At 40.0% G+C, this 12,804-nt stretch carries 13 protein-coding genes; all 13 read right to left on the minus strand.

What is annotated here, in order from left to right; translation table 11 throughout:
• Positions 1–39: 39 nt before the first annotated feature.
• Positions 40–819 (minus strand): sporulation transcription factor Spo0A, encoded by a 780-nt coding sequence (gene spo0A / locus GN217_RS06975; RefSeq protein WP_156855960.1) that lies wholly within the window; start codon positions 817–819, stop codon positions 40–42.
• A gap of 712 nt (positions 820–1,531) precedes the next feature.
• Positions 1,532–2,731 carry a SpoIVB peptidase gene (spoIVB, locus tag GN217_RS06980; RefSeq protein ID WP_232334356.1) on the minus strand — a complete coding sequence of 400 codons (1,200 nt, stop codon included), beginning with the start codon at positions 2,729–2,731 and terminating at the stop codon, positions 1,532–1,534.
• A 216-nt stretch (positions 2,732–2,947) separates the two neighbouring features.
• Positions 2,948–4,654, minus strand: a complete 1,707-nt coding sequence (gene recN / locus GN217_RS06985; protein WP_156855962.1) for a DNA repair protein RecN — start codon at positions 4,652–4,654, stop codon at positions 2,948–2,950.
• A gap of 28 nt (positions 4,655–4,682) precedes the next feature.
• Complete coding sequence (ahrC, locus tag GN217_RS06990) at positions 4,683–5,132, minus strand: transcriptional regulator AhrC/ArgR (RefSeq protein ID WP_156855963.1); 450 nt, start codon at positions 5,130–5,132, stop codon at positions 4,683–4,685.
• Complete coding sequence (locus tag GN217_RS06995) at positions 5,129–5,959, minus strand: TlyA family RNA methyltransferase (RefSeq protein ID WP_156855964.1); 831 nt, start codon at positions 5,957–5,959, stop codon at positions 5,129–5,131. The genes ahrC and GN217_RS06995 overlap by 4 nt, the downstream gene beginning before the upstream one ends.
• A gap of 147 nt (positions 5,960–6,106) precedes the next feature.
• A complete protein-coding gene (locus tag GN217_RS07000) occupies positions 6,107–7,000 on the minus strand; it encodes a polyprenyl synthetase family protein (RefSeq protein ID WP_156855965.1) in 894 nt (297 codons plus the stop codon).
• Position 7,001: 1 nt separating this feature from the next.
• The gene (gene xseB / locus GN217_RS07005) at positions 7,002–7,238 is read right to left on the minus strand and encodes an exodeoxyribonuclease VII small subunit (protein ID WP_156855966.1); all 237 of its coding nucleotides are present in this window, start codon (positions 7,236–7,238) and stop codon (positions 7,002–7,004) included.
• Positions 7,165–8,577, minus strand: coding sequence for an exodeoxyribonuclease VII large subunit (gene xseA / locus GN217_RS07010; RefSeq protein ID WP_156855967.1), 1,413 nt, complete (start codon positions 8,575–8,577; stop codon positions 7,165–7,167). Before xseA ends, xseB begins: the two co-directional genes overlap by 74 nt.
• The gene (folD, locus tag GN217_RS07015) at positions 8,570–9,427 is read right to left on the minus strand and encodes a bifunctional methylenetetrahydrofolate dehydrogenase/methenyltetrahydrofolate cyclohydrolase FolD (RefSeq protein WP_156855968.1); all 858 of its coding nucleotides are present in this window, start codon (positions 9,425–9,427) and stop codon (positions 8,570–8,572) included. The genes xseA and folD overlap by 8 nt, the downstream gene beginning before the upstream one ends.
• Entirely contained in the window at positions 9,424–9,819 is a 396-nt protein-coding gene (nusB, locus tag GN217_RS07020; RefSeq protein WP_156855969.1) for a transcription antitermination factor NusB, read from the minus strand. The genes folD and nusB overlap by 4 nt, the downstream gene beginning before the upstream one ends.
• A 217-nt stretch (positions 9,820–10,036) precedes the next feature.
• The gene (locus GN217_RS07025; RefSeq protein ID WP_156855970.1) at positions 10,037–10,435 is read right to left on the minus strand and encodes an Asp23/Gls24 family envelope stress response protein; all 399 of its coding nucleotides are present in this window, start codon (positions 10,433–10,435) and stop codon (positions 10,037–10,039) included.
• 31 nt (positions 10,436–10,466) lie between these two features.
• Complete coding sequence (gene accC, locus GN217_RS07030) at positions 10,467–11,819, minus strand: acetyl-CoA carboxylase biotin carboxylase subunit (protein ID WP_156855971.1); 1,353 nt, start codon at positions 11,817–11,819, stop codon at positions 10,467–10,469.
• 13 nt (positions 11,820–11,832) lie between these two features.
• Positions 11,833–12,342: an acetyl-CoA carboxylase biotin carboxyl carrier protein gene (accB, locus tag GN217_RS07035; RefSeq protein ID WP_156855972.1), complete on the minus strand. Its 510-nt coding sequence runs from the start codon at positions 12,340–12,342 to the stop codon at positions 11,833–11,835.
• Positions 12,343–12,804: the final 462 nt, after the last annotated feature.

The raw sequence follows: 12,804 nt of genomic DNA on the forward strand, positions 1-12,804 counted from the left end.
ATATAAAAGAGACTGGACTAACCAATCCAGTCTCTTTTTTTAACTGACCTGATGTTCAAGTCTAAGTCGGTCCGCGACCATCGCGATGAATTCACTGTTCGTAGGTTTTGCTTTAGAAATATTAATTGTATAACCGAATAATGCCGAAATTGAGTCAATGTTGCCCCTACTCCAAGCAACTTCTATCGCATGACGAATGGCCCGTTCTACTCTTGAGGCCGTTGTGTTATATTTTTTTGCAATTTGCGGATAAAGCGTTTTCGTAATTGCTCCCAATAAGTCGATATTATTATAAACCATTGTAATTGCCTCTCGTAAATACATATACCCTTTAATATGTGCAGGTACTCCAACTTCGTGAATAATATTTGTGATGCTTGCTTCTAGGTTATGTGTTTTGTTTGTTTTTTTCGGTTTCCTTACCTTTGCTTTGAAATTATCGGTATTTGTACTGATTGTTCGGATTCGGTCTGCTAAATGGTCCAAATCAAATGGTTTTAAAATGAAATAAGAAGCACCGAATTCGACTGCTTTTTTCATTACTTCTTCCTGGCCGAACGCAGTTAACATAATGACTTGTGGTGTTTTATTCAATTCCATGGTACGCAATTGATTCAGCACTGCAATTCCATCGATATGTGGCATAATAATATCTAATATAAGTATATCGGGTTCTAAAACCTCCAACATTTCTAGGCATTCTCTGCCATTGGATGCTGTACCGATTACTTCAATATCATCTTGACCTTCAAAATATTCCTCCATCAACGTGATTAATTCCGGGTTATCATCGACTAAACATACTGAAATACTTTCCACTTTACGAATCCTCCTTATTTTTACTCTTCCCTCTTACATATTCTACAAAAGATATTATTATCCTTCTTTATTTTAAAGAATTTGCATATTTTTATATTTCTCTATTATCTCTACATTTACCTTTATATACCGAGCATTTTCGACAAATTTATTCGACTCGTTTCGACAAAAATCTTTACTTAATTTAAAGGGGATTAAAGCAGTCTGCTTCCATTCAGCGTAAACACACCCCTCTCTTGGAGGTCCGCAGTCCAGACACCTCTCGCTTTCCGCGGGCGGCCGGCAAGCCTCCTCGCGCTATCACGCTGTGGGGTCTCGCCAGGCCTATCCTCCCGCAGGAGTCTCGAGGTGTCTGGACTGCTCCGAGGAAAGGCCAAATTTGGAGCACTATTTATTATTTTAGGAATAGAACCTTCATTATGATGGGATAGTTGCTAATAATAATAATAACGCTCTCTACCAGTTCAGTTGACTCCTGCGGGAAAGCGGAGACGATGAGACCCCGCAAGAAGTGCCTTTCTTCCGAGGCAGGCTAAGATCGCCATGTCCTGTGGCAACGTCTGCATTAGCACATCCTGTGCGTCGAGGCTCAGCGCGGAGCTCTAGGATGCGCATCCGTCCTCCGGGCAACTGAACAGCGGAACGTACTAAACACTTACGCTGAATGAAAGCGGAAAGAACTTGCAACAGGGGGCCTGTTACAAGTTCTTGGTCAACTTGCTTGTGCAATGGTTTCTTCTTTCTCGCTAATGGTTATTCCTGCGTCATTTAGCATCCATTCGATATGAACGCCATAACCGGATGTTGGATCATTTACGAATACGTGTGTTACGGCGCCTACTATCTTCCCATCCTGGATAATTGGACTGCCGCTCATTCCTTGGACGATTCCGCCTGTTTGTTCGAGTAGACGAGGATCGGTTATTTTAATAACCATCCCTTTAATATCTGGTTTTTCTTGGGGAGTCGAGCTGACGATTTCAATGTCAAATTCTTCAACTTTTTCATCAGCAACAACAGTCAATATTTTTGCCGGACCTTCTTTTACCTCATCTGAACGTGTAATTGGTAATGGCTCATCGTATTTATCATTTGTTATTTTTGATTCAAGCACACCAAAAATACCATGTGGTGTATTTTTCACAATGCTTCCGATCACATTCCGATCTGCGGAAAATCTTGCCTGTTTCTCTCCAGGTGTACCTTGGTTACCTTTTTCGATATGGACGACGGATGACCGAACGATCCTCCCTTTCATTAACTCAATTGGTTTTTTTGTATCCATATCGGAAATTACATGCCCGAGCGCACCATATCGCTTGCTCACTGGATCATGGAAGGTCATTGTTCCTATTCCCGCTGCGGAGTCCCTAATATAAAGTCCAATTTTGTACTCCTGATCACGTTCATCTTGTACAGGTTGTAATGATGTGTCGAGTGTCTCATTACCCCTTTTCAGTTTAATCTTTAGAGCTTCATTTTGTTTTCCTGCAGCGTTTACTAATGGTTTGATCTGACTCATATCTTTAATTGGCTTACCATTAATTTCGACGATCATATCGCCTATCAATACTTTTGCATCCTGCCCAGGGGATAATGCCCCTTCTTTACCTTGAATGGAATGATGTCCAACTACAAGCACTCCGACTGTTTCCAGCTGAACACCGATCGATTGACCACCTGGAATAAGTTTAATGTCTTCATCCCTTTGTATCGGTTCTAATGAATTGCTTTCTTCCGCTGAAGCGGTTTTAAGTGAAATCAGATTCGAAAAAACATCATGAACCATAGGCTTCGCATCAGAATGTGAAAGTCCCCCTGTTAGAAACGGATTTGTAAAGGAAAGGAGAAATAAGAAGCTGGCGAATAGTGTAAAGGTATGTTGTATCCATTGTCTCTTTGTTTTTTTCATGTATATTAACACCCCTCGCATCTCACCCATACCAATTTTTTTTCTGTACTTCTAATTTGAGCGAAGCAGGCCTTTTTTAAACTGGTGATTCATAAGTGAAATGCTTAAGTTTACCTTGCATAAAGTAATGACGTTCAGAAGAGGCTAATTTATAATGATATGAGAAAAAAACATTAAAAAAAGCCGGTGCTGTTAGTTTCCGGCTAATCCACAATATTATTCCTGATGATTTTTTACCTTGAACATATCGGCAAGGTCAAGCATTTCCTTTGCATGTTCTTTTGCTGTTTCTGTCAGTTCCGTTCCAGTTATCATCCGACTCAATTCCTCCATTTGTTCATCTGGACTTAGTTCGGTAACAGTGGTTGAAGTCCTGTCATCCTTTTCATGTTTTTCAATTAATTTATGCGTATCGGCCATGGCAGCAACTTGTGGTAAATGGGTAATACAGAGAACTTGGGAAGCGTTGGATATTTCATATATTTTCTCAGCAATCGCCTGGGCAACGCGTCCACTTACACCTGTATCAACTTCATCAAAAATAACACTTGTGACTCCTTGATGTTTTGCGAAGATTTTTTTCAGAACGAGCATAATTCTGGATAATTCTCCGCCTGAAGCTACTTTTGTCAGTTCTTTAAGCGGTTCCCCTGGATTTGTTGAAATCATAAAACGAATCGTATCATATCCGTCTTTATGGAGTTTTGGATGGTCCGTTTCATTGTCAAAGCTAATTTGAAACTTTGCTTTCTCCAAATATAAGCTTTTTAATTCTGAATGGATTTCTTTTACAAGTGCATTTGCAGCTTTTTTTCTTAAATGGTGTAGCTCTTTTGCTTCCAACCTCGCGTCTTTCTCTATTTCTTCAATTTCTTCCACAAGAGCGGTCAGGTGAAAGTCTTTATTCGTTATTTCTTCCAATTCTTCTTCTATTTTGGCCATATATGTCTGCATTTCATTTACCGTCGCGCCATATTTCTTCTTCAATCGATTCAGTTCATTAAGTCTTGCTTCAATTTCATTCAGTCGTTCCGGATTATATTGCAATCGGTCGATATAATTTCGTAAATCAAAAGCCATTGTCTCAAGAGAATAATAATAGTTTGTAATTTCTTCGGCTTTTTCATCAATAAACGGATCAATTTTTTCATGCTCACTCAAAGAGAGCATCGCATGATTTATCCATTCTAGTCCTCTTCCATCCCCATACAATGCATTATAAGCATTTTGAAGCGCTGTATGGACGTTCTCAAAGTTGGCTAAGGAATTTCTTTCTTTTTCCAGAATTTCATCTTCATCTGGGACAAGATTGGCCTGTTCCAATTCTTGTAATTGGAAAGATAATAAATCTTGACGGTGAGCGATTTCTTGCTCATTTTCATTTAATTGTTTGTAGCGTTGTTGTAACTTTCGCAGTCTGTCGTAAAGATTCGTGTATTCTTCTTTTGCCTGCTTGATTTGCTCATAGTCATACAAGTCAAGTAGATGAATATGGTTGTCCGCATCCATCAGGGACTGGGTTTCGTGCTGGCTATGTATATCGATGAGCGTTTTACCGAATTCACGAAGAATTGCGAGTGTCACCAATTTACCATTCACACGGCAAATACTTTTCCCACTTTTTGTAATTGTTCGTTCTAAGACAACCTGTTCATCGGTTATTTCAATACCGTATTGTCTGCCAACTGCATAAATAGGATGTTCCATTGATTCAATGGAGAATAATCCTTCGATTTCTGCCTTATTTGTTTTATGACGGACATATTCAACAGAACCGCGACCACCTGCAAGTAATTGGATGGCATCAATAATAATTGATTTCCCTGCTCCTGTCTCACCAGAAAGCACCGTTAATCCTTCATTAAATGTAATGGAGATTTGATCAATAATTGCAAAGTTTCGAATAGATAATTCTGTCAGCATGAATCATTCACCTCTTCCTTCATCCAAGTTAAAGCATGCGTATGAAGCGGTTTTTTATTTTCTCGGCATCATTTTCTTTTCGACAGATGATTAAACATGTATCATCTCCACAAATTGTTCCCATTATCTCTTCCCATTCGAGGTTATCAATTAACACTCCGATGGCGTTAGCGTTTCCCGGTAATGTTTTTAAAACAACGAAATGATTCGCATGGTCAATATTAACGAAAGCATCGACAATTAGCCTTTTTAATTTTTCTTCCGGATTAAATCGTAAATCTGCCGGTAAGCTATATTTATATTTTCCAGATAATGTAGGCACTTTCACTAGGTGCAGTTCCTTAATATCACGTGAGACAGTTGCTTGAGTCACATTATAGCCGAGTGCTTTCAACTCATCAACGAGTTCATCTTGAGTCTCGATTTCATGCTCATTAATTAATTCGCGAATTTTAATATGACGTTGGATTTTACTCATCTTCCGGCCTCCATTCTTACTAAATGTTGATGTGCTTGCTCGACAACTTTTTCAAAAGGGGGTATATCAGGTTTTTCTTTTTGTTCCGAGAGATATTTAAAATGGGCGAGAAATTCTACATTCCCTTGACTACCGGTTATTGGAGAATACGTAATACCATGCAGGATAAAGTTTTCGCCTGCAGCAAAACGAATGACCTGTTCAAGCACTTCTACATGGACTTGCTTTTCCCGAACAATTCCTCCTTCACCGACTTGCTCTTTACGCGCTTCAAATTGGGGCTTGATTAAAGCTACGACATCATTTTCCTCGTCTAAGAGATATTTGAGCACAGGTAATATCAGGCGTAAAGATATAAAGGAGACATCAATCGAAGCGAAATTTGGTATTGTATTTAGCATATCTTTCGTCACATAGCGGAAATTCGTCCGTTCCATAACGACGACCCGCTTATCATTGCGTAATTTCCAATCAAGTTGGTTGTAGCCTACGTCGATTGCATAGCTTAATTTAGCACCATGCTGGAGTGCGCAATCGGTAAATCCGCCTGTCGATGACCCTATATCAAGGATTGTTTTTCCTTCCAGATTCAAATCGAACTGCTGGATTGCCTTCTCCAACTTCAATCCGCCGCGACTGACATAGGATTTATTTTTTTGTTTTATACGGATTGGCATGTCTGGATCAATTTTTACACCTGGTTTATCAAGCCGTTCGTGTTCAGAAAAAACCAATCCAGCCATAATCAGACGCTTTGCCAAGTCTGTGTTCTCCACTAAGTTACGTTCTACAAGTAATTCATCTAAACGTTTTTTTGTCATCTTCATTTCCTTTACTTTTAACTATCATTCATATTAATAAGCTTTTCTGGTTTATTATACATCAAATGACTCATATTCTGAAATAGAATACCTCCATAGAATAGAAAAACAGCCGCTCACTTTTATGCTGAACGGCTGAATCTTCTTACTTACTTAATGGTCACGATTGCTGATATAGTCAATCAGTGCTTTTAGTTGGGAATCAATTGCACCTGCTTGTTCAAGAGATGCTAATGCTTTTTCCACATAGATCTCTTTTTGTTTGATTGCCCCTTCTAAGCCAAGAAGTTTCGGGTATGTACTCTTATTATTATTTACATCACTTCCTACAGGTTTACCTAGTGCTTCCTCTATTCCTGTAATATCTAAAATATCGTCTTGAACTTGGAAGATCAGCCCTAGATAATGGGCAAAGCGTGTAAGGTGTGTCAATTGTTCTTCTGTCGCTCCCCCTAAATAAGCACCAGCATAAACGGCGAATTTTAATAATTCTCCCGTTTTAAGTTCGTGGATTTTTTCAAGTTGTTCTAGCGGGACGGATATGTCTTCATTTTCAGCTTGCATATCGAGAATTTGACCGGCCACCATACCAAGTGGTCCACTTGCAATTGCAATTTTCCCTGTTAGTTCCACTTTTTCACGATCGGTAAGGAGTGGTTCGTTCGCAATTAAAGCAAAGCTATGTGTCAATAGACCGTCGCCTGCTAAAATAGCCGTTGCCTCATCGAATTTCTTATGATTCGTCAGTTGTCCGCGCCGGTAATCATCATTATCCATTGCAGGCAAATCATCGTGAATTAAGGAGTATGTATGAATCATTTCTAGGGCGATAGCTGTAGAAAGTGTCTTTTCAACAGCGGTACCATAAGCTTCAAAACTTGCGAGCAAAAGAACCGGTCGAATTCTTTTCCCGCCTGCTTGAAGGGAATAAAGCATTGAAGCCTTTAATTGATCAGGAATCGGAAGTTCAGTTAATCGTGTTTCCATTTCATTTTCAATTAAATCCTTCTGCTGTCTCAAATAAGCTTCCAGATTGACCTGGTCCATGCTAGACTTCCCCTTCCACATCAAAGTTTGTGATTTCTCCATGCTCATTTAAAATTTTTGCCATTTTATCTTGGACAGAATTAATTTTATCACTGCATATTTTCGATAAAATCATCCCCTCCTGATAATAATCAATTGCTTGTTCCAAAGGAACGTCTCCCGTTTCAAGTTTCCCTACTATTTTTTCTAACTTTTCCATCGCTTCCTCGAAGGATAGTTCCATGTTTTTCTCCGTCATTTGAAGTCTCCTTTACTGATAGTACTTGTGCATGGATTGTGCCGTCTGTTAATTTTACTGCCAGTTGTTCTTTTTCCTTAATATGCGTTACAGACTTCAGTAATTGTCCATCCGCAGTATAGGGTAATGCAAAGCCACGTTTCAAGATTTCTAATGGATTGACTAAACTAAGCTTATCCAGTAAATTCCCGAGTTCGCGGCGATGGTAATCAACGGTTTGATTCATGTAGCGGTTATTCTTTATTGTAAGTTCAGTTATTCTCTTTTCTGCTTCTTCGATTCGCTCTTTGGGATGCTGCACTGATAGACGTCTCATTACTGTTTGATAAACCATTGCGGCATCGTTTACTTGCAATCTTAATGTTCGTTCTAGTGCCTCCATTTGCTGATCCAACTCCTGCTCTTTCTGCCTAATGAGCTCTTTTGGATAACGAAAAGCATAGGAATTAAGCGCGTTGTTAAGCCGGCGTGTTTCCTGGTCCAATAATTGGTTCACTTCACGGGTTAATCTTCGGTTGAGCAGTTGAAGATTGTTTCTTAACTCCGCTTGAGACGGAACCGCAAGCTCTGCTGCACCCGTTGGAGTCGGTGCTCTTAAGTCTGCTACAAAGTCACTAATCGTCGTGTCTGTTTCATGTCCGACAGCAGAAATAACTGGAATCCGAGATTCGTAGATTGCACGGGCAACGATCTCTTCGTTAAAACTCCATAGTTCCTCAATCGAACCACCGCCTCTACCGACAATTAATGTATCAAAGTTCATCCGATTAGCTGTTTCAATTCCCCGTTTTATCGAACTCGCCGCTTCTGGTCCTTGAACAAGAACCGGGATAACTACTACTTCAACTAATGGATAACGTCTCTGAATAGTCGTAATGATATCCCTTACCGCTGCACCCGTTGGCGAAGTAATCACACCGATTCGCTTCGGATATGCTGGAATTCGTTTTTTATGAGCCGAGGAAAAGTAACCTTGCTGTTCCAGCTTGACCTTCAATTGTTCATAAGCTAAATATAAAGCCCCGATTCCATCCGGTTCCATTGCATTAATATACAGCTGATATTGCCCGGCAGCTTCATATACACTGACATTTCCGCGAATCAGTACTTTCATTCCGCTCTCCGGGGTAAATTTTAAATAACGGTTGTTCCCGGCAAACATGACTGCTTGGATCCTCGTCTGTTCATCTTTTATCGTCATATACATATGCCCACGGCTATGATGTTTAAAGTTCGATATCTCACCGCGCAGCCAAATTTGTTGCAAATGTTGATCAATATCGAGCTTCCGCTTAATATATTTCGTTAGGGCCGTTACCGTTAAATATTTATCATTCAATGCCTGTCAGTCCTTTAGCCGCTTTAATTGTATTAGAGAGAAGCATTGTAATTGTCATTGGACCAACCCCTCCCGGAACTGGTGTAATATACCCGGCCTTCTCCACTACTTCAGCAAAGTCGACATCACCAGTTAGTTTTCCTTCTTCTGTCCGGTTAATCCCAACATCGATGATGACCGCACCCTCTTTGACGTCCTCTTGCTTAATAAAGTTTTCTTTCCCGATTGCTACGATCAGAATGTCAGCCGCTTGTGTATATTTTTGCATATTCTCTGTTTTTGAATGGCAATAGGTGACCGTTGCATTTTCATTCAATAACAGCTGTCCGACTGGTTTCCCAACGATATTACTGCGGCCGATAATGACAGCATGCTTCCCTTCAATCTCAACTCCTTTTGATTTGATCATTGTAATGATCCCATAGGGTGTACATGGTAAAAAGCTGTCCTCTCCTGTCATCATCTTACCGATATTAATTGGATGGAAGCCGTCCACATCTTTTTTCGGGTTAATCCGATCAATTACTTTCTGTTCATTAATTTGGTCTGGCAATGGTAATTGAACTAAAATACCATGAACCGCATCATTGTCATTTAGTTCATCAAGTAATGCCAACAGATCCGCTTCTGTTGTCTCGACAGGTAAAGTGATTACTTCAGAATCCATCCCAATTTCGGCTGCAGCCTTTTCTTTCCCTTTAACATAAGATAATGATGCAGGATTATCACCGACAAGGACAACGACCAACTTTGGGATAAGATTTTTCACTTTCAGTCTTTCGATTTCTTTTGCTAGATCTTGTTTTATTTCTGAAGCTAATTCTTTTCCACTAATAATTTCAGCAGTCATGATTCATTTCCTCTCTTTTCTATATTGGATAACACACCATTAATAAATCTCCCCGACTTCTCATCGCCGAAACGTTTCCCTAGTTCGACGGCCTCATTAATTGAGACATTAAGCGGGATATCTTCCAGATGCTTTATTTCAAATGTCGCCAATCGCAAAATCGTTCGCTCTACTGCCGCTATACGATCTAGGCTCCAATTCTCCAAATGGTTAGCAATTATTTCATCTAAAGAGGATTTCTTGTCTATCACACCTTGAATTAATTGGTTAAGAAACGGATCATTCCCCTGTTCCTCAACATATTCCTGAATGCTGCCTTCATGGACTTCACAATTGATATCTATTTGAAACAGAAACTGGAATGCTTTTTCTCTTGCTTCGCTTCGTTTCATGCTTTTACTCCTTCTAATGTTCTTTTCTAAAGTGAAACTTCAATCAGCGGGGATTCTCCTTATCCCACTGTTAGGTGAACAAATCTGGGTGTTACCATCCGTTATCTTCTACCTAAACTCCCTGGTACATTCTGAAGTTTGACATTGGGTATACGACAGATAGTTACACCGGAACAAATGATAAGAAGGCCAAAGTATTCCGCTCTGGCCTGTTTGTTTACTCATTATGTTTAGCTTGCTGTTCCTTTTCATCCATATTGATTCCGACTACATGTATATTTATTTCGGCAATATCAAGTTGAGTCATTGTTTTTAAGCTTTGTCGGATAGTTGTTTGCAATGATTGGGCTACCTTCGGGATAGAGATGCCGAAGTCTAAAATACAATACACATCAATTGTGATCCCATCGTCCGTGAGTTCAACTTTAATACCTTTACTATGTGTCTGTTTTCCTAAACGTTCTGCAACACCAGACGCAAAGGTACCACGCATGGCATATAAACCTTTCACTTCTGTCGCAGCGATTCCAGCAATTACTTCAATCACCTCTGGAGCAATTTCCACTCTTCCTAAAGACAAATCATTACTAACATTTAATAATGGTTGTTCACTCATGAAATCACACCTTTTATAGAAAGTTGTTGTTCTATTTCTCTACAATCGGGTTCTCTTCTAAAAAGTTCGTATTAAAATCCCCGTGCTGGAAAACGTCATGGTCCATTATTTGCCGGTGGAAAGGAATTGTCGTATAAATTCCTTCAATAACGAATTCATCAAGTGCCCGCTTCATTTTCTTGATCGCTTCTTCTCTTGTTGGTGCATAGGATATAAGTTTGGCTATCATGGAATCATAATACGGCGGTATAGTATACCCGGTATATGCTTGAGAATCCACGCGGATACCCAAGCCGCCAGGGGCAAGATACATATCGATTTTACCTGCCGAGGGCATGAAGTTCTTATACGGATCCTCCGCATTAATCCGACATTCAATTGCCCAGCCGTCAAATGTGATATCCGTTTGTTGCAGGCTCAACTTTTCATTATTTGCCACCTTAATTTGTTCTTTAATGAGGTCTACTCCTGTCACCATTTCTGTGACTGGATGTTCTACTTGTATTCTTGTATTCATTTCCATAAAATAGAACTCCTCTGTCTGACAGTCGAAGATGAATTCTATCGTTCCAGCACCAACATAATCAACTGCTTTAGCTGCACTAACTGCTGCTTGCCCCATCTTCTCTCTAATCTCTGACGAAACCGCTGGTGAGGGAGTTTCTTCGATTAATTTTTGCAGGCGTCTTTGAACCGTGCAATCACGCTCTCCTAAGTGGATAATATTCCCGTGTTTATCTGCTAGAACTTGAATTTCCACATGCCGGAAGTCCTCAATGAATTTCTCAAGGTAAACACCAGGATTCCCGAATGCTGTCTCTGCTTCTTTTTGTGTTACGCGGATCCCCTTCACAAGTTCTTCTTCATTTCTCGCGACACGGATACCTTTACCTCCACCACCTGCTGTAGCTTTGATAATAACTGGATAGCCGATTTTTTCCGCGATTTCAATCCCTTCTTTTTCACTTTCGATGATTCCGTCAGAACCAGGCACAATCGGAACATTGGCCTGTTTCATCGTTTCCCGGGCCACATCTTTAATTCCCATTTTCTGAATTGCTTCAGCTGTTGGACCGATAAAGCTTATATTACATTCCTCACACATCTCCGCAAAATCAGCATTCTCAGCGAGAAACCCATAGCCTGGGTGGATTGCATCCACATCTCTCGAGGTTGCTACACTTAATATATTCGTAAAGTTAAGATAGCTGTCCTTACTTAAGGTAGGTCCGATACAATATGCTTCATCTGCTAGTTGCACATGTAAAGATTCTCTGTCTGCTTCTGAATAGACTGCCACGGTTTCAATTCCCATTTCATGGCAAGCTCTAATAATTCGAACAGCAATCTCTCCTCTGTTCGCAATTAACACTTTCTTAATCAATTACTCCATCCCCTTATTTTTTCTTTACCCGGAATAGTGGTTGACCATATTCCACAAGCTCGCCATTTTCCACGAGCACTTCTACGATTTCTCCACTTACTTCTGCTTCAATTTCGTTAAATAGTTTCATTGCTTCGACAATACAAACAATGGAATTTGAATCGACTTTGCTGCCGACTGTAACGTATGGATCGTCTTCCGGAGATGGTGATTCATAGAACGTACCGACCATTGGTGAAACAATTTCAAAGTCATAATCGCTGTTTTCTGCTTTTACTTCTTGTTTTTCTTCAATTATTTCCGCTTGTTTCTCGATTGCTTGTTCTTGAACTGGCTCGCTTTGTCGTTGTATTTGTACAGCGGTAGTTTCTGTTACTTGTGATGGTTCATTTACTACAGTTGTCGCTCCATGAGTTCCTTTTTTTAGTGACACGGATGTACCGTTAGTTTCATAATTAAATTCTGTAATAGATGATTGATCAATTAATTTAATAATTTCCCGAATTTCTTGTACTTTAAGCATATAAAAACGCACCCCTTATTCATTTTGATATACGATACTATACATTTTACTTAAATTTCGCTAACATGTCCAAGTTGTAAATATGTAGTATTCTTCTTTTATTTTATCATTATATCAGTAGTGCATAATGATAGCTATCAAAAATGTAACGGACCCCTCAACCACGCGAATGAATTAGTGTTCACTTTCATTCTACGTAAGTGTGTGCAACTTACTTCTGGAGGTCCGCAGTCCAAACACCTCTCGCTTTCCGCAGGCGGCTGGTGAGCCTCCTCGGGCTGTCGCCCTGCGGGGTCTCACCTAGGCCTATCCTCCTGCAGGAGTCTCGAGGTGTTTGGACTGCTCCGAGGAAAGGCGTGATTTGGATTACTGTTTAATATTCCAAAAGTACAATCCTTATCATAACGGAATAATTTCTTTTTAAAATAATCCTTTAGACCAGTTCAGTTGCCCGGCGGACGG

The sequence above is a fragment of the Oceanobacillus sp. AG genome (genome assembly GCF_009746545.1).
GTDB classification, from domain to species: Bacteria; Bacillota; Bacilli; order Bacillales; family Amphibacillaceae; genus Oceanobacillus; species Oceanobacillus indicireducens.

What these genes read in the sequence shown, in the direction of transcription:
- spoIVB (WP_232334356.1), bottom strand. Translation starts at nt 2,731, where the DNA reads ATGAAAAAAACAAAGAGACAATGGATACAACATACCTTTACACTATTC.
- nusB (WP_156855969.1), bottom strand. Translation starts at nt 9,819, where the DNA reads ATGAAACGAAGCGAAGCAAGAGAAAAAGCATTCCAGTTTCTGTTTCAA.
- recN (WP_156855962.1), bottom strand. Translation starts at nt 4,654, where the DNA reads ATGCTGACAGAATTATCTATTCGAAACTTTGCAATTATTGATCAAATC.
- GN217_RS07000 (WP_156855965.1), bottom strand. Translation starts at nt 7,000, where the DNA reads ATGGACCAGGTCAATCTGGAAGCTTATTTGAGACAGCAGAAGGATTTA.
- xseB (WP_156855966.1), bottom strand. Translation starts at nt 7,238, where the DNA reads ATGACGGAGAAAAACATGGAACTATCCTTCGAGGAAGCGATGGAAAAG.
- folD (WP_156855968.1), bottom strand. Translation starts at nt 9,427, where the DNA reads ATGACTGCTGAAATTATTAGTGGAAAAGAATTAGCTTCAGAAATAAAA.
- GN217_RS07025 (WP_156855970.1), bottom strand. Translation starts at nt 10,435, where the DNA reads ATGAGTGAACAACCATTATTAAATGTTAGTAATGATTTGTCTTTAGGA.
- GN217_RS06995 (WP_156855964.1), bottom strand. Translation starts at nt 5,959, where the DNA reads ATGAAGATGACAAAAAAACGTTTAGATGAATTACTTGTAGAACGTAAC.
- ahrC (WP_156855963.1), bottom strand. Translation starts at nt 5,132, where the DNA reads ATGAGTAAAATCCAACGTCATATTAAAATTCGCGAATTAATTAATGAG.
- accB (WP_156855972.1), bottom strand. Translation starts at nt 12,342, where the DNA reads ATGCTTAAAGTACAAGAAATTCGGGAAATTATTAAATTAATTGATCAA.